27 protein-coding genes are annotated in these 22,439 nt (G+C 69.6%); 26 read left to right on the forward strand and 1 reads right to left on the reverse strand.

The features are described 5' to 3' along the window. The 6 genes from AB0K82_RS34000 to AB0K82_RS34025 all read left to right on the forward strand — a co-directional run bounded on the left by AB0K82_RS34000 (position 1) and on the right by AB0K82_RS34025 (position 4,220). Positions 1-486 carry a transposase family protein gene (locus AB0K82_RS34000; RefSeq protein WP_364404938.1) on the forward strand — a complete coding sequence of 162 codons (486 nt, stop codon included), beginning with the start codon at positions 1-3 and terminating at the stop codon, positions 484-486. Beyond that, positions 464-1,744 (forward strand): PBSX family phage terminase large subunit, encoded by a 1,281-nt coding sequence (locus tag AB0K82_RS34005; protein ID WP_364404940.1) that lies wholly within the window; start codon positions 464-466, stop codon positions 1,742-1,744. Before AB0K82_RS34000 ends, AB0K82_RS34005 begins: the two co-directional genes overlap by 23 nt. A gap of 50 nt (positions 1,745-1,794) precedes the next feature. After that, positions 1,795-2,019: a hypothetical protein gene (locus tag AB0K82_RS34010; protein ID WP_364404942.1), complete on the forward strand. Its 225-nt coding sequence runs from the start codon at positions 1,795-1,797 to the stop codon at positions 2,017-2,019. 77 nt (positions 2,020-2,096) lie between these two features. Then, positions 2,097-3,785 carry a hypothetical protein gene (locus AB0K82_RS34015; protein WP_364404944.1) on the forward strand — a complete coding sequence of 563 codons (1,689 nt, stop codon included), beginning with the start codon at positions 2,097-2,099 and terminating at the stop codon, positions 3,783-3,785. Continuing rightward, positions 3,778-3,966 (forward strand): hypothetical protein, encoded by a 189-nt coding sequence (locus AB0K82_RS34020; RefSeq protein WP_364404946.1) that lies wholly within the window; start codon positions 3,778-3,780, stop codon positions 3,964-3,966. Before AB0K82_RS34015 ends, AB0K82_RS34020 begins: the two co-directional genes overlap by 8 nt. A 74-nt stretch (positions 3,967-4,040) precedes the next feature. Beyond that, the gene (locus AB0K82_RS34025) at positions 4,041-4,220 is read left to right on the forward strand and encodes a hypothetical protein (protein ID WP_364404948.1); all 180 of its coding nucleotides are present in this window, start codon (positions 4,041-4,043) and stop codon (positions 4,218-4,220) included. Here the strand turns inward: AB0K82_RS34025 and AB0K82_RS34030 are convergent. Further along, positions 4,217-4,621 (reverse strand): hypothetical protein, encoded by a 405-nt coding sequence (locus AB0K82_RS34030; protein WP_364404950.1) that lies wholly within the window; start codon positions 4,619-4,621, stop codon positions 4,217-4,219. The two genes, AB0K82_RS34025 and AB0K82_RS34030, sit on opposite strands and share 4 nt — an antisense overlap. Positions 4,622-4,730: 109 nt before the next feature. Here AB0K82_RS34030 and AB0K82_RS34035 point away from each other — a divergent pair, with 109 nt between their 5' ends. From AB0K82_RS34035 to AB0K82_RS34130, 20 genes are all read left to right on the forward strand, one after another. Next, positions 4,731-5,831 (forward strand): phage minor capsid protein, encoded by a 1,101-nt coding sequence (locus AB0K82_RS34035; RefSeq protein WP_364404952.1) that lies wholly within the window; start codon positions 4,731-4,733, stop codon positions 5,829-5,831. A gap of 80 nt (positions 5,832-5,911) precedes the next feature. Continuing rightward, positions 5,912-6,829 carry a hypothetical protein gene (locus AB0K82_RS34040; protein WP_364404953.1) on the forward strand — a complete coding sequence of 306 codons (918 nt, stop codon included), beginning with the start codon at positions 5,912-5,914 and terminating at the stop codon, positions 6,827-6,829. A 104-nt stretch (positions 6,830-6,933) separates the two neighbouring features. Then, on the forward strand, positions 6,934-7,851 hold the full coding sequence (locus AB0K82_RS34045) for a coat protein (RefSeq protein WP_364404955.1): 918 nt from the start codon (positions 6,934-6,936) through the stop codon (positions 7,849-7,851). A 39-nt stretch (positions 7,852-7,890) separates the two neighbouring features. After that, on the forward strand, positions 7,891-8,316 hold the full coding sequence (locus AB0K82_RS34050; RefSeq protein WP_364404957.1) for a hypothetical protein: 426 nt from the start codon (positions 7,891-7,893) through the stop codon (positions 8,314-8,316). 3 nt (positions 8,317-8,319) lie between these two features. Further along, positions 8,320-8,730: a hypothetical protein gene (locus tag AB0K82_RS34055; RefSeq protein WP_364404959.1), complete on the forward strand. Its 411-nt coding sequence runs from the start codon at positions 8,320-8,322 to the stop codon at positions 8,728-8,730. A 2-nt stretch (positions 8,731-8,732) separates the two neighbouring features. After that, complete coding sequence (locus AB0K82_RS34060; protein WP_364404961.1) at positions 8,733-9,464, forward strand: hypothetical protein; 732 nt, start codon at positions 8,733-8,735, stop codon at positions 9,462-9,464. 5 nt (positions 9,465-9,469) lie between these two features. After that, a complete protein-coding gene (locus AB0K82_RS34065) occupies positions 9,470-9,814 on the forward strand; it encodes a hypothetical protein (RefSeq protein ID WP_364404963.1) in 345 nt (114 codons plus the stop codon). A gap of 8 nt (positions 9,815-9,822) precedes the next feature. Beyond that, positions 9,823-10,143 carry an HK97 gp10 family phage protein gene (locus tag AB0K82_RS34070; protein WP_364404964.1) on the forward strand — a complete coding sequence of 107 codons (321 nt, stop codon included), beginning with the start codon at positions 9,823-9,825 and terminating at the stop codon, positions 10,141-10,143. After that, positions 10,143-10,607 carry a hypothetical protein gene (locus AB0K82_RS34075; protein WP_364404966.1) on the forward strand — a complete coding sequence of 155 codons (465 nt, stop codon included), beginning with the start codon at positions 10,143-10,145 and terminating at the stop codon, positions 10,605-10,607. The genes AB0K82_RS34070 and AB0K82_RS34075 overlap by 1 nt, the downstream gene beginning before the upstream one ends. A gap of 9 nt (positions 10,608-10,616) precedes the next feature. Next, positions 10,617-10,874, forward strand: coding sequence for a hypothetical protein (locus AB0K82_RS34080; RefSeq protein WP_364404968.1), 258 nt, complete (start codon positions 10,617-10,619; stop codon positions 10,872-10,874). Between the two features lie 3 nt (positions 10,875-10,877). After that, complete coding sequence (locus AB0K82_RS34085) at positions 10,878-11,237, forward strand: hypothetical protein (protein WP_364404970.1); 360 nt, start codon at positions 10,878-10,880, stop codon at positions 11,235-11,237. A 77-nt stretch (positions 11,238-11,314) separates the two neighbouring features. Next, the gene (locus AB0K82_RS34090; protein ID WP_364404972.1) at positions 11,315-11,899 is read left to right on the forward strand and encodes a hypothetical protein; all 585 of its coding nucleotides are present in this window, start codon (positions 11,315-11,317) and stop codon (positions 11,897-11,899) included. A 16-nt stretch (positions 11,900-11,915) separates the two neighbouring features. Then, a complete protein-coding gene (locus AB0K82_RS34095; RefSeq protein WP_364404974.1) occupies positions 11,916-12,296 on the forward strand; it encodes a hypothetical protein in 381 nt (126 codons plus the stop codon). Between the two features lie 20 nt (positions 12,297-12,316). Continuing rightward, positions 12,317-12,655, forward strand: coding sequence for a hypothetical protein (locus tag AB0K82_RS34100; protein WP_364404976.1), 339 nt, complete (start codon positions 12,317-12,319; stop codon positions 12,653-12,655). A gap of 33 nt (positions 12,656-12,688) precedes the next feature. Beyond that, the gene (locus AB0K82_RS34105) at positions 12,689-17,122 is read left to right on the forward strand and encodes a hypothetical protein (protein WP_364404978.1); all 4,434 of its coding nucleotides are present in this window, start codon (positions 12,689-12,691) and stop codon (positions 17,120-17,122) included. A gap of 13 nt (positions 17,123-17,135) precedes the next feature. Beyond that, a complete protein-coding gene (locus AB0K82_RS34110; protein ID WP_364404980.1) occupies positions 17,136-18,362 on the forward strand; it encodes a hypothetical protein in 1,227 nt (408 codons plus the stop codon). A gap of 9 nt (positions 18,363-18,371) precedes the next feature. Beyond that, entirely contained in the window at positions 18,372-19,415 is a 1,044-nt protein-coding gene (locus AB0K82_RS34115; protein ID WP_364404982.1) for a hypothetical protein, read from the forward strand. Between the two features lie 3 nt (positions 19,416-19,418). Then, positions 19,419-20,561, forward strand: coding sequence for a hypothetical protein (locus tag AB0K82_RS34120; protein WP_364404984.1), 1,143 nt, complete (start codon positions 19,419-19,421; stop codon positions 20,559-20,561). Continuing rightward, on the forward strand, positions 20,558-20,857 hold the full coding sequence (locus AB0K82_RS34125; protein ID WP_364404986.1) for a hypothetical protein: 300 nt from the start codon (positions 20,558-20,560) through the stop codon (positions 20,855-20,857). Before AB0K82_RS34120 ends, AB0K82_RS34125 begins: the two co-directional genes overlap by 4 nt. Positions 20,858-20,919: 62 nt before the next feature. Next, a partial coding sequence (locus tag AB0K82_RS34130; RefSeq protein WP_364404988.1) for a right-handed parallel beta-helix repeat-containing protein occupies positions 20,920-22,439 on the forward strand: 1,520 nt, incomplete at its 3' end.

Below are 22,439 nucleotides of genomic sequence, written 5' to 3' on the forward strand. Positions count from 1 at the left end.
GTGGCGCGACGCATCAGCGACAAGAAACGCGCCAAGATCCTCGCCGACCTCCAGTCCGGGCAGCAGTCCCAGGCCGCGGTAGCGCGCCGGCACGGCGTCAGCGCCAGCACCGTGCGGAAGATCGCGAAAGACGCCGCGCCGGCCGCGCCGCCGCCGTTCAATGCGAAGACCACCAGGGCCCGTCTGATCCAGGACCTGTACGCGGACGCCCAGAAGTTCCGCGAGCGCTCCTGGAGCCCCTACACGCAGGTCGTTGTCGGTCAGTCCGGTCCGGAGCTGGTGACAACGAAGCTGCCGCCCCTGCGGGACCAGCAGGCCGGGTACGCGGCGCTGCTGGCCTGCATCAACCAAGCGCTGCGGCTCGAGCAAGCCGACACCGGAGACAGCGTCGCCGAGGCGAAGTCGCTTCTGGCGGGTCTGTCCGACGCTCTGGGCGTCGCAGCGAGCGCGTTGGAGTCCGGTGATGGATCTCAGCCGGGCGGCTAGCCTCCTCTCGCCGGCGCAGATCAAATCCATCGCGGGGTCGACCCGGCGCATCAACATCTGGGACGGCGCGATCCGGTCCGGGAAGACGATGAGCTCGCTGCTGCGGTGGCTGATCTACGTGGCGCAGGCCCCGCCCGGCGAACTCGTTATCTCTGGACGCACGGCCTACACCATCGGCCGGAACGTGTTCACGCCGCTCGCCGATGTCGCGTTGTTCGGGCCGCTGGCCGCGCACACCAGCTACACGCTCGGCGCGCCGACCGGGACGATCCTGGGCCGGCTCGTCCACGTCATCGGCGCGAACGACGTCCGAGCCGAGACGAAGCTGCGCGGCCTGACCTGTGCCGGGGCGTACGTCGATGAGGCCACGCTCGTCTCACAGGCGTTCTTCACGCAGTTGCTCGGCCGTATGAGCGTGCCGGGCGCGCAACTGTTCTGCACGACCAACCCCGACAATCCCGGTCACTGGCTGCGGAAGGATTTCATTCTCCGCAGCGCCGAGCTGGACCTGTCGACCTGGCACTTCACCCTCGACGACAACCCCAGCTTGACCAGCGACTACATCGCGGCGATCAAGTCCGAGTTCACGGGCCTTTTCTACAGGCGGTTCATCCAGGGGGAGTGGATCGCCGCCGAGGGCGCCGTCTTCGACATGTGGGACCCCGAGGTTCACATCGTCGACATCATCCCGCCGGTCCGCGAGTGGATCGGCGTCGGCGTCGACTACGGGACGCGCAATCCGTTCTCGGCGCTGCTGTTGGGCCTCGGGGTCGATGGAAAGCTGTATCTGACCAGCGAGTGGCGGTACGACGCGCGGCAGACGCACCGGCAGCTCACCGACGCCGAGTACTCCAAACGGCTCCGGCAGTGGCTGCGAGAGGTGCCGATTCCAGCGACCCGCCAGGCCGATGGGTCATGGCTGCGCGGAGTGAGCCCGAAGTTCGTCGCCGTCGACCCGTCCGCCGCGAGCTTCCGCGTGCAACTGCACCACGACGGCGTCTCGTCGGTCGCGGCCGACAACGAGGTCATCGACGGACTCCGGCTGATGTCCACGCTGCTCGCCGCCCGGAAGCTGTTCGTCCACCGCTCCTGCGAAGGGCTGATCGCCGAGTTGCCCGGCTACGCCTGGGACGACACCGCCGCGGCGCTGGGCGAGGACCGGCCGATCAAGGCGGACGACCACTCGGTCGATGCCGCGCGCTACGTGATCAAGACGACGCGGAGCCTGTGGCACTCCGCCGTCGACCTCGCAGCCTGACCCGACAGCGCGGACAAAACCGGACGTACTGCGTAAAGGGGGTGAGCTATATGTCGCAACGCAAGGACGCCGGCGGTAAGAAGCCGCGGAAGTCCCCCGGGCCCTTCCACTCACAAGCGCAGTGGCGCTGGGCGTTCGCCACGCACCAGCCGTTCGCGCACAAGTGGGCGGTCCGTACGACAGGCACGCCGGCGCACGGCACCCCGCAGGGCCGGGCCGCGTACGCGCGGCTGCCGCGCCGCAAGGGCGCGCCGACGCTCCGCTCCGCCAAGTAGCCGCGCGGGCCCGCGCCGGCCGACATCACCAGCGCGATGGGCGCGCCACGCATCGACCACAGATCGGGGGGTGAGCTGTGACGACGATGGTCGGGTTCAGCGACGACCGGCTGATGACGGAGCTGCCCACCCGGAATCAGCCGTGGCCGCCGCCGCGGTTCGACCCGATCCAGTGGCACATGCGGACCTGGGACGCGTGGTTCAGCGGCGACCCGGACATGCTGATGCGCGCGTACTACTCCCTCGGGGGGAACTCGCCGACCGGCCGGTCCTACTTCTCGACCACGGGCGAGGCGGGCCTGCCGTCGCAGCGGCCGGGCCAGTTCCGTGGCGGGCTGCTCGGCTCGATCCGGCGCTGGTTCTGGGGGAACGCGACTCCGCCCGGCGAGAAACGTACGAACTACCACGTCCCGCTCGCCGGCGACATCGCCGCGACCTCCTCTGCGCTGCTGTTCTCCAAGCCGCCGACGCTCACCTACGAAGGGCTCCCGGCCGTCCAGGAGTTCCTGGAGGGGTTCATTGACGACGGCACCCACGCCACGCTCCTGGAGGGCGCCGAGCTGTGCTCCGCGCTGGGCGGGGTGTATCTGCGGGTGGTGTGGGACACCGACATCTCCGATCACCCGTGGCTCGACATCGTGCCCGCCGACGTCGCAATCCCGGAGTTCAGCTACGGGCGGCTGCGCGCGGTGACGTTCTGGCGCGTCATCGAGGACACCGGCTCGACGGTCGTCAGGCACCTGGAGAAACACGTCCCGGGCCAGAACGCCATCCTGCACGGCGTCTACGTCGGCGATCAGAAGGAGCTCGGCCGGTCCGCACCGCTTACCGACTTCGCCGAGACGGCCCCGCTCGCGGGTCTGCTCACCGACGGCAACGCGATCACGTTCCCCGACCAGCCGAAGGACGCCTCGACCGTCGTCTACATCCCGAACATGCGCCCGAACCGGTTGTGGCGCGGGCTCGGACCGCAGGCCAACCCGCTCGGCCGCAGTGACTACGCCGGCGTCGAGGGCCTCATGGACGGCCTGGACGAGGTTTACACGAGCTGGCTCCGCGACATCCGGCTGGGAAAGGCCAGGCTGATCGTCCCGCACGAGTACCTCGACTCCATCGGCCGCGGTAAGGGTGCGATCGCCGACCTCGAGCGCGAGGTGTTCACGCCGCTCAAGTTCCTGGTCAACGAGGCCGGCGCGTCGCAGATCGTCTCGAATCAGTTCAACATCCGCTGGCAGGAGCACTCGGCCACGGCGAAGGAGCTGATCGAGCGGATCATCTCGCAGTCCGGCTACTCCGCGAGCACGTTCGGGCTCCAGGGCGACGTCGTGCAGACCGCGACGGAGGTCGACTCCCGCAACCGCAAGAGCCAAATCACCCGCGGCAAAAAGATCAACTACTGGCGGCCAGGACTCGCCGACATCACGTACGGGCTGCTGTCGATCGAGGCGACGGTGTTCGGCCGGACCGAGCTGGAGCCGGTCCGCCCGCTGATCGAGTTCCCCGACGTGGTCATGCCCAATCAGCTCGAGGAAGCCCAGACCGTCGCCGCGCTCCGCAGCGCCGAGGCGATGTCGATTCAGGTCGCCGTCGAGAAGATCCACCCGGACTGGAAAGGGGACCAGGTCGACGCGGAGGTCGCGCGAATCCACGCCGAGCTCGCCGTCGACGCGGCCCGCAGCACCGTGCACCTGTCCGGCGGCCAGGACCTCGAGCAGGGCACCGGCACGCCGTTCGACGAGAAGCCCGAGGAGTCCAACGATGAGTGACCCTGCTGACGTGAACGCCGACGTGTGTGTCGCACGGCTGAAGGTGCGCACCGCCGTCCCGCGCATCATGACCAACTTCGCCGACCCGGACAACGACGGGGACGCGGCCCGCGACGACGACCTCGACGGCGACGGCCGGCCCTGGACGACGCCGGTCGCGCGGCTCACGCAGGGCTCCTGACGGCCCGAGGGAACGTCTCGAGCTCGGCGCCGGCGAACCGGCGGCCGGCCGACGGGAAGCATGTGCCCTCGGCAGTGGCGGACGCGACCGTACGGGACCACTCAGCTGCGATCGGCGCGCACTTCGAGGAGCCTCTGCCACGGCAGACCCCGCAGACGGTCGGGGTGAACCCGGACGCGCCCGCGCAGCGCAGCGCGTCCGGGGACGTGGCGAAGGGAATCGGGGGATACCCGGCCTACCTGGGGTTCTGTTAGCGGGGCCATCCGGCGTCGAAGGTCCCGTTCACCCAGCGGCCGTAGGAGGCGGCAAGGCCCTGACCGGCGGGGTGGTAGGTCCGCCACTGCTCGCCGCCGTAGGTCCGCTGCGTGTGTTTGAAGAAGCGGGTCCCGTTCTTGTCGACCGTGCCGCAGCCGAGCGTGACCGGGGCCCGGTGCGTCCGGGTGCGTTCCTGCACGCAGACCCGCAGGCCCTTCGGCGACTTGTGGTCGGTCCGGGAGACCTTCACGTCAAGGCCCGTGATCTTGGAGCCGCTCGACTTCCACTTGGCGAGCACCCACACCTGGTTGAAGGCGGGCTTGGGAGCCGCCTCAGCGGTCCCGGTGAACGCGCCGACTGCGACTGCTGCGCCGATGGCCGCCGCGATGAACTTGCGCACTGTGATCCTCTCGTGCACTAGCGGGGGGAATGTGACGGGGGTTAGACGCAGCACCCGAGTATCCGGATGACCACTGGCCGCATGCGGACAGGTGACGGTGAGGTGAACGATGGGCCTCTCCGGTGGTGACCGCCGCGAAGACGATGCCGCCCGCGCGGGTTCGGTGCTCGGCGACCTGTGGCGTCAGGTCGTCGACGGGATCCTCCAGGCGCTCGGCGACGCCGTACGCGACGCCCTCGGCCCGGGTGGCCCGGCGATGGCCTGGAAGCGGTTCCGGCGGCGTCTGTCCGCGCTGCTGAACGACGCCCGCCGCCGCAGCAGGCGGATCATCACCGACCAGATACGCCAGGCCGTCGCTGGCGCGCGGGCCGAGCTCCGCGAGACCTTCCCGCGTCGGTCACCGCAGATCAGCCCGGAGATGGTGCGCGAGCTCGCGGCCGGCCTGGTGCGGCAGCTCGAGCACGTCCAGGTCCAGGCCGAGCGCGCCACCGAGGACGTCTTCAAGCGGGCCGTCGCCGCGGTGATGACGCCCCGGCCAGGCATCAGCGAGGACCAGCGCCTGAAGAACGCGCAGCGGGTCCTGGACGACCTCACCTCACGCGGCATCACGGCGTACGTCGACCGGGCCGGGAGGCACTGGGAACTCGCCTCCTACGTCGAGATGGCCACGCGAACCGCCGTGTCCCGCACGCTCGTGAACATCCAGTTGACCGCGTACACCGGGCTCGGCCATGACGCGGTCCTCGTCGTCTCGCGCACGCTCGAGGCCCCGTGCCCGCGCTGCCGACCGTACGACGGCGCGGTCCTGTCCATCACCGGCAAGACCGCCGGCCAGCGGATCACGGTCACGCCGTGGGACGCGCCCGCACGCACCGAGCGGGTGGTGGCGACGCTGCACGAGGCGATGGCCCGCGGACTGCTGCACCCGAACTGTCGACACACCCTCGTCCCGTACGCCGACGGGCAGGTGATGACGCCCGCCGACCTGCAGCCGCCGCCCGCCGCCGAGTACGAGGCCGAGCAGCGTCAGCGCGCCCTCGAGCGCCGGGTCCGGGCCGCGCGCCGCCGCCAGGCCGTCGCAGTCCACCCCGGCGAGCAGACCCGCGCCAAGCGCCGGGTCGCGGCCGCGCAGCGCGCCGCCCGAGAACACGCCGCGACGCACGGGATCCCGCGCCGGCTCCGCCGCGAACGCATCGACGTCGCGCGCTGAAAACGTCCCAGCCCGCACGGGCTGGGGGTTCCACTGGTCCGCCGGGTGCGGACCGAAATCGACGCCCCGGGAGGGCACCGATGCAGTACGACACCATGCCGACGACGCCGGGTGCGTTGCTCGGACACCGCAAGAACGGCCAGCCCATCTACCTCATCGCCGGCGGATCCGGTGAAGGCCAGGAAGACGGCGGCCAGACAGGGAACGCGGGGGAGAGCGGTCAGGGCGCGCCGCAGGGCGCACCGAACACCGACCCGCCGCCCAACAGCGGCCAGCCGTCGAACCCGCCGGCCAGCCAGCCGCCCGCGCCCCAGGACCCGGCACCGCCGACGGGGCCAAGCAACGACGACGGTCTCGACGAGAGATCCCGGCGCGCGATCGACGCAGTCCGCCAGGACTTCAAGGACGAGCGGTCGAAGCGGCAGGCGGCCGAGAAGCAGGTCAAGGACTTCCAGACGCAGCTGGACACGATGAAGTCCGCGCAGCAGGAACAGCTCGACGCCATCGCCAAGGCGCTCGGCCTCAAGCCGGACGACACGCCCCCGGACCCCGCAGAGCTGACGAAGCAGCTCGAGACGGCGCAGGCCGACGCGCGTAAGCGCGCGGATGCCCACCGCGAGGCCGAGGTCAAGCTCGCCGTCTACCAGGCCGCGCCCGACCTCGGCGCAGCGGCGAACCGGCTGCTGGACTCCGCGTCGTTCCTGCGGAAGGTCGCCGGCCTGGACCCGTCGGCCGAAGACTTCGCGACGCGAGTCAGCGAGGCGATCACCGCGGCGGTCGAGGCAGACCCGTGGTTCAAGACCGCGCCGGCGACGCCTCCGCCGCCACCCACGCCGACGCCAACCATCCCGAAGTCGGGCGGGGAGTTCTCCGGCGCGCCGGGCGGTAACCGGCCGTGGACCGACGAGGACATCGCCCGCGCGACCCCGGCCCAGCTCGAGAAGGCCATCAACGACGGCTTGCTCGAGCACATGGGCTACGGCCCCGCCCGGCGCTGACCACCGGCCCCTCTGTGGTGCGGCCGGGCCGCTGACCAACCGATCCGACACGACCCCGGGACCCCGACGTCCCGGGGTTTTTTCATGCCCACAAAGGGGGAATTTTGTCCGTCCTTAACTTCAAGCCCGAGATCTGGTCGAAGGTCATCTTGGGCGCTCTCCAGAAGCGGCTCGTCTACGGGTCGCCGATGGTCGTCAACAACGACTACGAGGGCGAGGTGTCCGGTCCCGGGTCGACCGTGCACATCACGCAGTTCGGCGACCCGCAGGTCTCCTCGTACTCGCCCGGCGGCACGATCACCTACCAGCCGCTGAACGACGTCGGGCAGACGCTCGTCATCGACCAGGCCCGCAGCTTCAGCTTCAGCATCGACGACGTCGACAAGAGGCAAGCGGCCGGCGACATGCAGCGCTACCTCGAGACCCGCGCCGCGTACAAGCTGGCCGACGTCACCGACCAGTTCATCGCCAGCAAGTACACCCTCGCCGCCGCGAACAACATCCTCGGCAGCACCGGCTCGCCGCTCACTCCGCAGCCGTACAGCCTCGGCGGCGCCTCCACGTGGCACCCGGCCGACTTCTGGACGATGGTCCTCGAGCCGCTGAAGGTCCGCCTCGACGAAGCGAACGTCCCCGAAGACGGCCGGTACATCGTCGTGCCGCCGTGGGCCCACAGCCTCATCACCCAGACGCAGGGCTTCGTCGCCGAGACCGACTCGGCCGGCAACGCGACCCCGGCGATGCAGCGCGGCTTCATGGGCATGATCAGCGGCTTCGGTGCCGTCCTGAAGTCCAACAACTGCCCTCAGCCGGTCGCCGGCGGACCCGGCACGGGTGTCTGGGCGGTGATGGCCGGGCACCCGATGGCGATCACCTTCGCCGAGCAGATCGCCGAGACCGAGGCGCTGCGCCTGCAGACGACCTTCGCCGACGGCGTGAGGGGCCTCCACGTCTACGGCGCGCAGGTCATCCGCCCGGACTGCATCGCCGTCGCCTACGTCCAGCGTCCGACCGGCGTCTGAGCCCCGGCCCAGACCTGAGAACAGGAGAGAGAAGGCAACATGGCTGCACGTACCGCGCTCACGCCGGTCCAGCTCGTGCGGGACGGCGGTGTGGCGCAGGGCGCCGGCACGGCGATCGCCGGGCTGGTCTCGGCCGGCGCCACCATCGCCAGCCCCGGGCCGTTCCGGCTCCAGCTCATCGTCACCAACTCCGGAGGCGCGGCCGCGAACGTCACCGTCCGCGCCTCCCGGAACGGCGTCGACGCCGCCGGCAACGCCCAGACCAACAAGCCCGCCGACGTGGTGTTCACCCGGGCCACGCTCGGGGACCTCGTGGTGTCCGTCGGGGCCAGCGCCACGCAGATCATCACCATCGACGACAGCAGCCGCTTCGCGCAGGACGACGGCAGCGTCTCGGTGGACTTCGCCGCGGGCATGACCGGCACGATCTGGGTCCTTCGCCTGCCGATCGTGATCCCGAGCTGACCCATGGATCGGATCTGGCTGCGAACGCCCGGCGACACGGTGCTCCTGCACACCCTGCCGCTGAGCGAGTTCATTGAGCGCCAATGGCGCGACGGCACGCTCGTACGGGTCAACGAGGACGGATCAGCGTTCGAGGGCGACCAGTACGCCCTCCTGTCCGGCGATGGCGTCGGCGAGGCCGTGACCGCCGCACCCGGCGGTGAGGACCCCGACGGCGACCAGGGCGGCGCGCCCGACCGGGGGGAGGGCGATCCCGACGGGCCGGTGCGTCCCTCGCCGAACGCGGCGAAACCCGAGTGGGTCGCCTTCGCGGTCGGACTCGGGGTCTGCGCGAGCGAGGAGGAGGCAAACGCGATGACGAAGGCCGACCTCATCGCCAAGACGACACCGCCCGAGCTGGACCCGGAGGCGTAGGCGTGCCGACCGATCAGGGCTACACCCTCGACGTTCTCCCGGGCGGCCAGGCCGCCCTGGTCGGACGGTTCTACACCTACGTCGGCAGCGGCGTCCCGTGTGACGTGTCGTCGCTGACCATCACGATCACGCCGGCGTCGGGGTCGGTGCCAGTCATCGGCCCCACGTCGGTGGGGATCGTGCACGAGTCCATGGGGGTCTACACCTACGCCTGGGCGGTCCCGGCCTCGACTGTCCCGGGCGACTACACCGTCCTTTGGTCGGCGACCGGCGCGTCCGGGCCGGTGACCGACGGGCAGGTGGTTACGGTCGCGGCGGCCCCGTCCGCCTCACCGTCGCCGGGCGTGTACGCCACCGTCGCCCAGTACCGGAACGTGACCAAGGACATGGCCACGCCCGACGCCCTGGTGGAGATGTGGCTGCCGCTCGCGTCCGAGGTCCTCGACCTGGCCCTGGTCGGCGCGGTCTACGCCACGGACGAGAACAGCATGCCGACTGACCCGATGCTCATCGACACCCTGATGCGGGCGTGCTGTCGCCAGGTCCAGCACGAGATCGCGAACAACGATCCGGCCAGCGTGAAAGACCAGTACACCTCGTCGAACGTCGGGGGAGTGGCGGTCACCCGCGCGCCGGCCGCGACCGCCCGCGCGCTGCCGCCGCTGTCACCGCGCGCCGCAGCGATCCTCCGCGTGGCCGGCGTGCTCCCAGCCGCCCCGCTGATCGGCTGGTAGCCGTCATGCAGGAGATCGCGAACACCACGGTCAGCATCCTGCGTGGCACCGGCAGGAATCGCTTCGGGGATGACGTCGACACCGGCATGCCGGTCTACACCGGGATCTCCGCGTACCTGGGGGAGCGCAGCAAACAGGCGTTCGACCCGGCATCCCGTACGCCCCGGACGGTCCGCGACATCGTCTGCGTCGTCCCGAGCTGGACCGACGTGCGCACCACGGACCAGATCAAGGACGAGCGGACCGGCGTCCTGTACGCCATCGAGGACGTGCTCAACCCGCCCAGCCTGATGGGCGCACCCGTCGACGAAATCCTCACGCTGCGGCGCGTCACCGGCACCACCACATAGGAGGCAGGGTGAAGGTCGTCATCAGCCCCGGCGACATCGACGCGGAACTCACCGCGGCCCTGGACGCCTACCTCGACACCCAGCTGGGCCCGGCCATCGCGAGCGACGCTCAACGGTACGCGCCGAAACGGACCGGACACCTCGCATCGACGATCGGGCACCACGTCGAAGACCACCGACTGGTCGTCTACGCCACCGCCTCCTACGCGGCGTACGTGGAGATGGGGCACCGGGTCGCGCACGGGCCCGGCATGTCGCTGCTCGGCCCCAAGGTGGTCGCCCCGCAGCCGTACCTGCGCGCAGCGCTCTACACCGAACGGGACCTGTGATGACGTCCCCGCTGCTGTACCCCACGAGTGAGATGGTCGCCGAGGCGTGGATCGCGTCCATCCCCGGATGGCAGGCCGGCGTCGGCGAGCAGCTCCCGCCGGACAACACGACCTGGGCGCCGTACGGGTACGTCACCGTCGCGGTCGTCGGTGGCACCCCCGACTCCGACATCCCGCTCAAGAAGCCGGTCGTGCAGGTCGACTGCTGGGCGTGCGTGCCCGGGTCGAACCGGCCGCCGTGGTGGATGGCCGCGAACCTGGCCGAGCAGATCCGCTCCGCCTGCTACGACATGCTGACCTTCGGCCGTGAGCTGCAGCCGGCCGTCGGCGACGTGACCTACCCGACCGCCCGCGCCACCAGCGTCTACCCGCTCACCGAGCCGCACCGGGTGTACGGCGACGTCGGCGACAACGCGGGCTATTCCTTCGACCTGCAATTCCAGTGGGTCACCCTCGACCGATAGGAGCCGTACGTGGCCAAGATGACCGTTCGCGTCTCGATGTTCGCCGAGCCGATCGAGGTCGACAGCTCGGAGATCCCGGGGCTGCGGCAGCAGGGCCTGCTCGTCGACGAGCGGGAGGCGCTGATCGCCCGCCGTGACACGCTGGCCGCCGAGCTGGCGAGCGTCGAGGCAGAGCTGAAGGTGCTCGAGCCCGCGGACCCCGAGCCCGCGCCCGACCCGGCCAAGGCCGGCGGCAAGCAGTCGGCGAAGGCCGCGAGGGGAGCCTGACCGATGGCGCTGCTCACCCTCACGGCGCAGCCCCTGCAGAAGGCGCTGCCTCTGAATCTGACCGGCGCCCTCGTGTCCCTGGGCGCGAACACCGGCGTCACCTTCGTGAACACAGGTCGGGAGATCCTCGCCGTCAGTGTCGGAGCGACCCCGACGACGCCGACCAGCGACATCTGGCTCACGATCCAGGGGCAGAGCGTGCCCGGCGTGTCCGGCGGTCCGCTCGCCACCAACGCGATCGCGCTGCTGGGCCCGTGGCCGAGCCAGTTCAACCGGACCGACGGCTCGTATCAGGTCCAGGTCGACTTCAGCGCCCAGACGAACGTCTCGGTGGCTCTCCTCCAGGTCCCCGGCGTCGCCTGACCCGCCCGGTCGCCACCACCCCAACCCGTTCCCCACGCCCGCCACCGCGCGGGCGTTTCGCATGTCTGAGGAGACAGATGACCACGAACGTCGTCACGCCGGCGAACCTTGTGCAGGGCCCGGCCGACGTCTACGCCGGCGGCTTCGGCGCGACCGAGCCGGCCGATTCCGCGGTGGCGACCGCGCCCGGTGCCGGGTGGACGGGCGTCGGCGGCACCCAGGGTGGTGTCACTGCGGAGATCGACAACACCTACGACCAGCTCACCGTGGACCAGCTCGTCGACCCGGTCGGCGCGCGGCTCACCAAGCGGCAGATCCAGGTGACGTTGAAGCTGGCCGAAGCCACGCTCGAGAACCTGAACCTCGTCCTGAACAACCTCCTGACGATGGGCTCGGGCACCGGATACGCCACGGCGGACCTGCAGACGACGACCAGCGCGACGCAGCCGACGTACGCCGCGCTGCTCATCGATGGGTGGGCGCCGGCGCTGGCCACCGGCGCGGCGGCCCGCCGCCGCATCATCGTCCGCAAGGTCCTGTCCCAGGCGAAGGTGCAGTTCAGCTACCAGATGCAGAACAACAACGTCTACGACTGCACCCTGACGGCGTTCTACGTCAGCCAGAGCATCTCGCCGATCCACATCGTCGACCAGACCGCCTGATCGGAGAGACGAGGACATGGTCGCTGAGATTCACGCCCAGGCCGCCGCTCAGGAGACCGGCGAGACCGCCCCGGAGCCGTCCGGGGTGCTCCGGCTGAAGACGAAGCCGAAGGACCCCGAGGCGCGCGAGCGCCGCGTGGTGCTGTTCTACATCGACGACGTCGCCTACTCGGTCCCGGCGCGGCCCGGTGCCGAGGTCGCACTGCAGATCCTCGACGCGATGGACGAGCGCGGCCAGGAGGCCGGCATCGCCTTCATGCTCAAGAAGCTCCTCGGCGTCGACGGCTATCGGGCGCTCATGAACTATGAGGGCCTGGAGCGAGAGGACCTGCAGCAGGTCATCACGAAGGCGTTCGAGATCGTCAACGGGGCCTTGGAGGGCCCAAAAGAGCGATAGGCCCGCGCCTGGCCGAGGTGATGTTTCTACGGGCTCACCTGGATGACGTCTGCTCGGACCTGTCGGTGTTCCACCGCGTCGATGACGTCCTGGCGCTCGACGCGGTGACGTTTTGGAAGCTGGCCTGGCGGCTGCCCGCCTACCAGGGGCGCATGGCCGTCGTCGTCCAGGAGCTGCAGGAGCGGGAGAACCCAGCGCCGGATCGGGCCCCGGCGTACGGCCCGGCGGCCGGCAGCGCACGGCAAGCACCCGTTCAGGGCACCGCGGCGACGCTACGCACACATCCGGAGTTCGCCGCTGGCGGCAACTTCGCGCCGCTGTTCGAGGTCGTCGAGGTCAAGGCCCCGCCCTCGAGCTGACGAGAGAACCACACCGCGGACGGGGGTGATCTCGTGGCTGAGGGCTTCCGTGTCGCGACCGCGTACGTCGAGGTCGTCCCCGACACCGAAGGGTTCCCCGAGAAGGTCAAGACCGAGATCGAGCGGGACCAGACCAAGACGAAGGTCCTGGTCGACCCGGACGCGACCGGGTTCCGCGAGAAGCTCAAGGCCGCGATCGACTCCGTCGGTGAGGAGCGGATCCGGCTCGGCGCGGACCCCTCCGCCGTCGAACGCGCCGTCACCGAAGCCAAAGCGATCGTCGACACGTTCACCGAGGAGGAGGCGCGGGCCCGGCTCGGCGTCGACAAGACCGACTTCGACGCCGGCGTGGAGGAAGCCCGGGTCACGCTCGACGACCTCGGCGCGAAGGACGTCCACCCCCGGATCCGCCTGGACGATGCCGGTTTCAAGGAGGCCGCGACTGCCGACGCCGCGGCCGCCGACAACGCCGCCAGCCACATCTCCCTGCTTGGTGGCGCGATCGCCGGCCTGGCGATCGCCGCGCCGAGCGCCGGCGGGCTCCTGGGCGCCCTCGCGGGCGTCGGCGCGACGGTCGGCCTGTCCTTCAGCGGCGTACGGCAAGCGCTCACCGACGCGACCGCCGCGCAGAACGCGATGGGGCAGTCCGCAGCCCAGGTCGCCGCCACCGAGCTGGCGAACAGCATCGCGATCCGCAACGCCGAGCAGGCCATCACCGACGCCAAGCGGGCGGCAGCGCAGCAGGCCATCCAGGCTGCCGAGGCGGTCGCCTCAGCGGAGCAGGGACTGCAGAACGCGATCATCTCGGAGCAGATGGCGCAGCGTGCCCTCACACAGGCGCGTCGGGACGCCGCGCTGCAGCTCGAGGAGCTGAACAACCAGGAGAAGGACGCGGCCCTGTCCGCCGAGGCGGCCAGGATCGCCCTGGAACAGGCGCGGATCAACCAGCAGCAGGTCAACGCCAGCAACGCCAGCACGGCGCTGCAACGCGCCCAGGCCGATCTGGCCGTACGGCAGGCGCAGCAGGCCCTGACGGAGGCCCAGCAGCGAGCCACGCACGCCACCGAGGACGCCGCCCGCGCGAACAAGGCCGGCGTCGAAGGGTCGCCGCAGGTCGTACAGGCCAAAAACTCCGAACGGCTGGCCCTGCAGGGCGTAGAGAACGCTCACCGGGCGCTCGCGGACGCGCAGCGGGCTGCGGCGAACGCGCAGATCGCCTCATCGGAGGCCGTCCGCAAGGCCACCCAGAGCCTCGCGGACATCCAGCGGCAGCAGGCACTGCAGGCCCAGATCACGGCGGAGGCGAACGGCCAGGCCGCAGCGAAGTTCGCGCGGGACATGGCCGGTATGACGGCCGCCGGCCGCGACTTCGTCCGCCAGCTCCTCGGCATGCGGGGCGAGCTGCACAACCTGTCGTCGACCGCACAGACGAACTTCCTGCCCGGCGTGACGAAGTTCCTGCGGGACAGCGAGTCGCTCCTGCCCACGGTGAACCGCGAGATCGCGCAGATGGGCGGCATCTTGTCCGGCCAGTTCTCCGCGCTCGGCAACGTCATCCGGTCCAGCGGGTTCCACGCGGAGCTGCAGCGGATCTTCGCGCAGGGCAACCAGATGGTCTCGGTGCTCGGCCCGGCGATCGGCCGCATGGCCGAGGCCCTGCTGCACATGTTCAGTGTCAGCGGCGCGGCCAGCGCCGGCCTGACCCGCGGCCTCGCGGCCATCGCGAACGGCTTCTCTGCCCTGTTCAAGGCCATGGAGCCCGCCGCCGGATCCGTCGGCGTGATCTTGTCCACCCTCGGGCAAGCCGTCGGATCCCTCGGACGCCCCCTCGGCCAGGTGATCTCCGCCCTGGCCGATGCCCTGGCCCCCACGCTGGCGGCGCTCCTACCCGGCTTCCGCGCCCTGGCTTCCGCCCTGGGCGCCGGCCTTTCCGTCGCGATTCGTGGCCTGACGCCTCTGCTGACCCTCGCGGCCCGAGCCATCAGCGAAATAGCGGTCTCCATTTCGCCAGTCCTGCCAATTCTTGGGAAATTGATAGCGCAATTGGCGGGCGCTTTGTCGGTCGCGCTCAAGCCGCTATTGCCGGTCGTCCAGACTTTGGCGCGAACTTTGGGGCGTGAACTGTCTCTAGTGCTACCCCCGGTCATTGACCTTTTCGCGTCACTGATCAAATCCACGACGCCACTCTTCGGGCTGCTCGAGCCGGTCGGAAAGCTGCTCGCCTCGCTAGCGCTGCAGCTAGCCGGCCCGCTGGCCCAGGCGATCGGCCAGCTGACACCCAGCCTCACCCGCATGGTCACCGAATTCGTGAATCTGCTGGTCAAGGCGCTTCCCCCGCTGCTACCGGTGATCCAGCGGCAACTGATTCCCGCCTGGGTGCAGATGTTCGTCGCGATCACGCCGCTGCTCCCGCAGCTCGTCGAGCTCAGCGCGAATCTGACGGTTCTCGCGCTGCGGGCGTTGCCGCTCGTCATTCCCGCGCTGGTCCTGGGGATCAAGATCTTCGCACAGCTCGAAATGGGCCTCGCCAGCCTCGTCACGTGGCTAGCGCACATGACCAGTGGCGTCCTGAAGATGGCGACCACCACGACCCAATCGTGGGGCACGCTCTGGACAGACACCAAGAAGACGTTCGACAACGTATACACGTACCTCAAGCGAATCTGGGACGTCGACATAAAGGGCGTCTTCTCGGGTGCGTTCTCGTGGCTGCGGCACACCTGGCGAGACACGACCGACTGGCTTTCGAATCTGTGGAAGGGCTGGCTCGGCGACACCAAGGACAACACGACCTCCACCCTGGACAGCGTGACCGGCGGCGTCACCGACTTCTTCTCTGGACTCAAGCGCATTTTCCAGAGCGGGGTCTCCGCCCTCGGCCAGGTCTGGAAAACGCTGCAAGACACTTTCAAGACGCCCGTCAACTTCCTGATTTCCACGGTCTACATGGGCGGCATCCGGAAACTGTGGGACGCCGTCGTTGACCACATCGGCATGAAGAATCTCGACCTGCCCGAGGTTCACGCGCTGAATGCCGGCGGCGTCGTCCCGGGCCCGGACCAGGGCGGCGTGGTGCCCGGCCCGGACGTCGACGCCGACATCGTCCCGACGCTGCTGACGCCGGGGGAGCGGGTGCTGTCCCGCAAGCAGGTCTCGATGCTCGGCGGCCACCGCGTGATCGATGCGATGGTCGGCAGAACTACGGGCGCGAGCGACGCGCACCACTTCGCCGGCGGCGGGATCGTCGGTGACCTGTTCGGCGGGCTGGAGAAGGTCATCGGCGGCGCGGAGTGGATGACGAACTTCATGCTCCACCCGTCGGAGGCGATGCAGAAGCTGCTCGGCAAGGTTGTCTCCACGAACGCGCAGGGCGACCTCGCCAAGATGATGACCGGCGTCCCGACCGAACTCATCAAGGACCTGGCGAAGTACATCGCCAGCGCTGGAATGTCCGGCGGCGCGATGGCCATGGTCAACCTGGCCAAGGCGCAGGTCGGATATCACGAAGGCCCGAACAATAGCAATATGTACTCCGCTGGCCTCGGTAGGCCAGCGGAACAGTGGTGTGCGGATTTCATTGATTGGCTCGCGAAGCAAACGGGGAACGCTTCGATATTCCCGCAGAACCCGTCAGCGCCGGGAATGGCGCAAGGGTTCGGGCGGCAATTCCAAACAGGTAGCGCGGGCATCCTCCCGGGCGACATCGTTTTCTACTCGGGGGAGTCCTCCGGGTGGGGCGGCATCGGCCACGTCGGCATCGCCGTGTCCGGCGGCGGTACCGGCGGCTGGCAGAGCGTGGAAGGCAACTACGGCGACCGCGTGGCGCTCGTCAACCGCGGCAGCGCCCAGGGCCACGCCCGCCCGAAGTACCCCGTCACCAACGGGCCCGGCGGCAGCCTGATCCACGCCGCACCGGCCACCGCGAAGTCCTGGGCGCAGCAGGCCCTCATGTCGTACGGCTGGGGCACCCCCGACCAGTACAACGCGCTGATCAAGCTCTGGGACCGCGAATCGGGCTGGAGGTGGAACGCGCTCAACCCGAGCTCGGGAGCGTACGGCATCCCGCAGAGCCTTCCCGCCTCGAAGATGTCGGCCGCGGGCGCGGACTGGCACGACAACGCCGCCACCCAGATGCGCTGGGGCCTCAACTACATCCAGAAGCGGTACCACAGCCCCGCGAACGCCTGGGGGCACGAGGTCAGCGCCGGCTGGTATGACCAGGGCGGCTACCTCCCGCCCGGCATGTCCGCCGTCATGAACGCAACCGGCCAGCCGGAGGCGGTGCTCGACCCGCGGCAGACGGCGGCGCTCGAGCGGCTCGCCGAGGTCCTCACCGGCCTCACGGGCGGCGTCCAGGCGCGGCCGGCGGTGCACCAGGAGAACCACTTCCACGGCGGGCCGAGGCCCGGCCCGGAGGAGCTCGCCGCGCTGCAGCTCCACCTCGCCACGGCGATCGGTAACTCCTGATGGGGGGCGAGCGGTGACCATCCCGATCGGGCAGCCGAACGCGCCGCTGATTCTCGAGTTGGCGTTCTACAACGAGGAAGCCGGGCTCCTGGACGATCCGTCGGAGGTCCGCCTCGACATCACGTACGGCAACGAGGTCGGGCTCGTCGAGGACACCGCCGGGCCGTTCTTCTACGCCGAGGGCAACCCGCCGGCCGTGCCCGGGACGATCTGGCGGACCGGGATCGGCCAGTACGCCGCCATGTGGCAGGTCCCTGGTGATGCGGCCACGGGCATCTACGTGGCGAACTGGACGTGCACGTACGGCCCGGACGGCAACCGGTACCTGGTCACGGAGAACATCAACGTCCTCGGTGGGTACGTCCTGCCGGTCGCCTCCGGCGACGTCGGCTACTGGACCGGCACCCTGACCTACGACGCCCAAGGCGTCAGCATCCCGATCGGCGGCGTCGACGAGCACGGCACCGCCTGGATGCTCAAGAAGATCGACGGCTGGGACTCCGCGCCAGCGGTCGGGCAGGTCATCCAGAAGTCCGGAGATCACGGTGGCTGGCCGGTGCCGCAGTTCTACGGGCCGCGGATCATCACCTTGACGCTGCTCGCGTCGGCCAAGACCCAGGCGCTACGGGACGTCGCACGCGCGCAACTGCAGCAGGCCGTACCGGTCGGCGACCTCGCGCTGTTCCGGTACGACGAGCCGATCCCGAAGCAAGCGGGGGTGCGGCGGAACGCTTCGGCGAACGTCACCGAGTCCTACCCGACGCTCGTCGACTGCGAATTCCAGATTCCGCTGGTCGCCCCGGACCCCAGGAAGTACGCCGCTGAGGTCCAGACCGTCACCGTCAGCGCGGCGAGCGCCAGCATCGGCCTGACGGTCCCGTTCACCGTGCCGGCGACGCTGCCCAACCAGCCTCCAGCCGGCTCGATGACCGTCAGGAACGGCGGGAACTTCGAGACCCCGGCGCTGATCACCGTGACCGGCCCGATGCCCGCGCCGACCGTCGTGAACATCACGACGGGACAGCGGATCTCCTACTCCCAGCTCAACCTCGGCGCAACCGATCGCCTCCTGATCGACCTGGACGCCCGGCAGGGCTACCTGAACGGCGGCTACCGGCCGGCCGACCCCTACTCGTCCTGGTGGCGGCTGCAACCCGGCGACAACCTCGTCCAGCTCTCCGGCCTTTCGGCCGGCGGAGCGGCCTCCATGACCGTCCAGTGGCGCAACGCCTACATCTGAGGAGCGTTTGTGGCGACCCCCATCTCCTGCGGCTTCCCGTGGCTGTGCGACGGTGCCACGGTCAACGGCCAACTCGGCCGGACCGTGGACACCGCCGCGCTGACGCTGTCCACCGGGAGTGCCTCAGCGGTCTCCGCCCGCGGCGGCGTGCTCCCGGCCGCCGGAGCCGAGCCGCTCCAGGTGTCGGCCGCGACCGGCATGCAAATCACGATCAACCCGGGCTTTTGCATCGTCCCGAACGCCACCAGCAGCCTGTACGGCGCGTACCGGATGGCGCTGCTGTCCCAGGGCACCATCACCCTCGACACCAGCGACGCCGTCAACCCCAGGATCGACCTGGTCGTGGCACAGGTCGTGGACAACGGCGACGCCACCTCGGTTGCACAGATCGCCGTCCTGACCGGCACGGCGGCGCCCGTCCCGGCCGCACCGTCGATTACTGGTCTGCACGTGGTGGTGCTCGCTCAGATCGCGGTCGCCGCGAACGTGACCAGCATCGTGGCCGCGAACATCACCGACAAGCGGCAGTTCACGACGGTGCCCGGCGGCCGGCTCGATGTGAACTCCCAGGCGGAGCGCGATGCGATCGTCAACCCGCCCGACGGGATGAAGATCTTCAGACGGGACACCGGCAACGAGGAGATCTACAAGAAGTCCTCGAGCTCCTGGCTGATCATCGGAACGGTCACGGATTCGGGGTGGATCACCTGGCCGACGAGCGGCACCAACGTTCAGCTGAACGCCGGCTCACCCGCGTACCGGAAGGTCCAGGCCGGGCCGCAGCCGCGCGTCTACTTCCGCGGCAGCCTCAAGCCGAATACGAACCTGGCCATCGTCATGGACCTCACGGTCAGCGGCGGGATGCTGTTCGGCACCCTCCCGGCCGGCTACCGGCCCGCGTCCGACGTGTACGTCACTGCGGCGACGTCCCTGACGAGCCAGCCGGCCGCCCGGCTGCGGATCGGGTCGAATGGGCAGGTGAGAGGCGAGGGCCCGCAGGGCAACCTCGCGTGGTGCTCGCTGGACGGCGTCAGCTACGAGCAGGGCGCCTGACCCGTGGCGTCGTACCGGTACTGGACGACGCACCTGGTCACCGGCCAGGTCCTCGCCGACAACATCCCGTTGACCGTCCAGAGCTTCGGCCGGCAGATCAACGGGGTTGGCCAGCTCACCGGCAGCCTCAACCTCGCCAAGAACACCACGGCGCAGAACACGGTCTACCTGGAAGCGCTCGAACCGCGGCGGACCCTAATCTGGGCCGCCCAAGACGACTTCCCGGTCTGGTGCGGGATCGTGTGGGACTGGCCGCACCAGAGCATCGCCGACTCCACGCTCCCCATCGCCGCGTCGACCCCCGAGTCGCTGTTTCAGCACCGGCAGATCGACGCCAACCTCTCCTTCACGGGGAAGGACGCCTTCGCGATCTTCGCGGCGCTGCAGAACTTCGCGATCAGCAAGACCCCGAACGGCGCGATGGCCGGCCTGCAGCAGCCCGTCGGTACGCCGGCTGCGGCCTCCGGTGTCACGCTGTCGCTGAACTACCAGGCGGCGGACCTGCGGAAGGTCTACGACGCCTTCGGGGACCTCGCGGCGACCGCCGGCTTCGAGTGGACCTATCAGCCCGCGCTCGACGCATCCGGGAACCCGATCATCGTGCCGCTGCTCGGTTACCCCCGGCTCGGCACACCCATCACCACGTCACAACTGGTCTTCCAGTACCCGGGTAACGCCTACGACTACGCCTACCCGCGGACCGGTTCGAGCAGCGCGAACGCGCTCATCGCGACCGCCCCGCCGAACGGTGCCGCGCTGCCGTGGCAGTCGCAGTACCCGCACGGGCGCGACGACGTCGACCTGGCGGCGGGCTATCCGCTGCTGGAGGACACGATCTCCTACGCCGGTACCGGCGTGACCAGCCAGGCGCAGATCAACGCCTACGCCGACGGGAAGCTGCCCGCGCACACCGGCGCGCAGGAAAGCCCCTCGGTGTCGCTCGCGCCCGGCGCGCGGCCACTCATCCGCGAGATCAACCTCGGTGACTACGCCTGGCTGCTGGCGACCTCGCCCCTGCACCCGGCTGGCCCGAACGGCGAGCCGGGCCTGCAGACCCAGGCGCGGATCAGCGGCTGGACGTGCACACCGCCCGGCGCGAACCAGACCGAAACCATCAAGATTCAGCTCGGAGGGCTCGCCGCGTGAGCACCTTCCCCGACCCGCCCGACCGGCGGTTCACCGCGATGTTCGCCGCGCTGCTGCGCCGCGTCACCCTCCTGGAGACCCGGACGGCGGGCATCGACTCCGGGACACGCATCCAGACCATCACCGGCACCGTCGACCCGGCCTACAGCGGCGGCCAGCCGAAGGTCACCCTCGCCGGTGACACCAGCCTATCCGGGCCGTACCAGCGCATCGCGTCCTACACGCCCGGGCCGGGCGACCTGGTCCTCATGCTCCCGCTCGGCGCGACCTACGTCGTCGCCGGAAAACTCATCTAGGAGGCATCATCACTGCTCAGGGCTACGGAGCCGTCGACAAGGTCAGCAAGAACGGTGACTCCATGACCGGCACCCTCGCGCTGGAGGGGGCCGTCCCGCTGCGGATTTCCGCCGGAGCCGGAGCCGGGTACGTGCTGGTCTCCGATGGGGACGGCAACGCCTCGTGGGTTCCGCCGGCCACGGTCCCCGACGTCTCGGACACCGGCGCTCTCAACGTCAGGTCATCCACGTACGGTGCGGTCGGAGACGGGGTGGCCGACGATGCGCCAGCGATCCAGGCCGCGCTGACCGCCGCGCTCAACGCCGGCGGCGGCTGGGTCGTCGTCCCGCCCGGCACATACCGGCTGGCGACCCTGCCCCTGCGGATTTACCGCAACACCCGGTTGACGCTGCTGCCCGGCGCGACGTTCGTACGCGGCGCCCCGAACACGATCTTGGTCAACGGCGACGCGAACCAGGCGTACGGCGGGTACACCGGGCACGGCAACATCGTGATCGAGGGCGGCATCTGGGACCTCCAGGCCACGGTCATCAGCACCAACTCGTGCGGGATGTCGATCGGTCACGCCCGCAACGTCACCGTGCGGGACTTGATCATCAAGGATGTCCCGTCGTTCCACGGGATCGAGATCAACAGCACGTTCACCGCCAGGTTCGAGCGCGTCCAGTTCACCGGCTTCCGGGACACCACGGCCGACCACAGCCGCGGCTTCAGCGAGGCGTTGCAGATCGACCTGGCCAAGGGCGAAGCCTATTTCGGACCCTTCGGCCCGTACGACAACGCCGTCTGCCAGGACATTGCGATCAGGGACTGCTACTTCGGGCCGTCGGGCACGCCCGGCACAACGGCCTGGCCGCGCGGCATCGGTTCCCACTCGGCGACCATCGGCACCTGGCACAGCGACATTCGCATCACGGGTTGCATGTTCGACGCGCTGCTGCAGTACGCGGTCGACGCCTACAACTACAACCACCTCACGGTCGCTGACAACCAGATCCGTGGCTGCGGAGCAGGCGTGTGGGTCCGCGTGGTCAACAGCACCGACGCGAACGACACCATGGACGTCAACGGAAATCAGACGTCCGCGTCCCAGCAGATCAACGACATCACGGTCACCGGAAACGAGATCACCGGCGGCGGCAGCTACAACGACGCCATCACGCTCCAAGGAGAAGCCACCGGCCGTATCGTCGGCGCGAGCATCGCGGACAACATCGTCGACGGCACGTCCGGCGGACAGAACGGCATCAGGCTCCTGTACGTCGAGCAGTACACCGTCGGTGACAACACGGTTCGCGGCACCGCCAACACAGGCATCTCCCAGCAGAACATCGTCGGTGGCGTCGTCGAGGCAAACCGCATCTACTCCACAGGCGGATCCGGGATCTCCTGTGACACCGGTACCGGCATACAGCTCGAGGGCAACGCGGTCCGCGACGCCGGCGTCAACGGGATCCACGTGCTGTCCGGCAGCGACATCCAGATCGTCGACAACTACATCAAGTCCGCGAGCCGGGCCACGGACCTGGTCGGCTACGGCATCCGCTGCTCCTCCAGCACCGACGGCCTCCTGATCACGGG

This window comes from Actinoallomurus sp. NPDC052274 (assembly GCF_040679475.1).
Lineage (GTDB): Bacteria > Actinomycetota > Actinomycetes > Streptosporangiales > Streptosporangiaceae > Actinoallomurus > Actinoallomurus liliacearum.

Excerpts from the sequence above, each read along its gene's own strand:
- AB0K82_RS34035 (WP_364404952.1), top strand. The coding sequence starts at position 4,731 with ATGGGCCTCTCCGGTGGTGACCGCCGCGAAGACGATGCCGCCCGCGCG.
- AB0K82_RS34010 (WP_364404942.1), top strand. The coding sequence starts at position 1,795 with ATGTCGCAACGCAAGGACGCCGGCGGTAAGAAGCCGCGGAAGTCCCCC.
- AB0K82_RS34095 (WP_364404974.1), top strand. The coding sequence starts at position 11,916 with ATGGTCGCTGAGATTCACGCCCAGGCCGCCGCTCAGGAGACCGGCGAG.
- AB0K82_RS34085 (WP_364404970.1), top strand. The coding sequence starts at position 10,878 with ATGGCGCTGCTCACCCTCACGGCGCAGCCCCTGCAGAAGGCGCTGCCT.
- AB0K82_RS34090 (WP_364404972.1), top strand. The coding sequence starts at position 11,315 with ATGACCACGAACGTCGTCACGCCGGCGAACCTTGTGCAGGGCCCGGCC.
- AB0K82_RS34065 (WP_364404963.1), top strand. The coding sequence starts at position 9,470 with ATGCAGGAGATCGCGAACACCACGGTCAGCATCCTGCGTGGCACCGGC.
- AB0K82_RS34050 (WP_364404957.1), top strand. The coding sequence starts at position 7,891 with ATGGCTGCACGTACCGCGCTCACGCCGGTCCAGCTCGTGCGGGACGGC.
- AB0K82_RS34075 (WP_364404966.1), top strand. The coding sequence starts at position 10,143 with ATGACGTCCCCGCTGCTGTACCCCACGAGTGAGATGGTCGCCGAGGCG.
- AB0K82_RS34100 (WP_364404976.1), top strand. The coding sequence starts at position 12,317 with ATGTTTCTACGGGCTCACCTGGATGACGTCTGCTCGGACCTGTCGGTG.
- AB0K82_RS34040 (WP_364404953.1), top strand. The coding sequence starts at position 5,912 with ATGCAGTACGACACCATGCCGACGACGCCGGGTGCGTTGCTCGGACAC.
- AB0K82_RS34005 (WP_364404940.1), top strand. The coding sequence starts at position 464 with ATGGATCTCAGCCGGGCGGCTAGCCTCCTCTCGCCGGCGCAGATCAAA.
- AB0K82_RS34020 (WP_364404946.1), top strand. The coding sequence starts at position 3,778 with ATGAGTGACCCTGCTGACGTGAACGCCGACGTGTGTGTCGCACGGCTG.
- AB0K82_RS34055 (WP_364404959.1), top strand. The coding sequence starts at position 8,320 with ATGGATCGGATCTGGCTGCGAACGCCCGGCGACACGGTGCTCCTGCAC.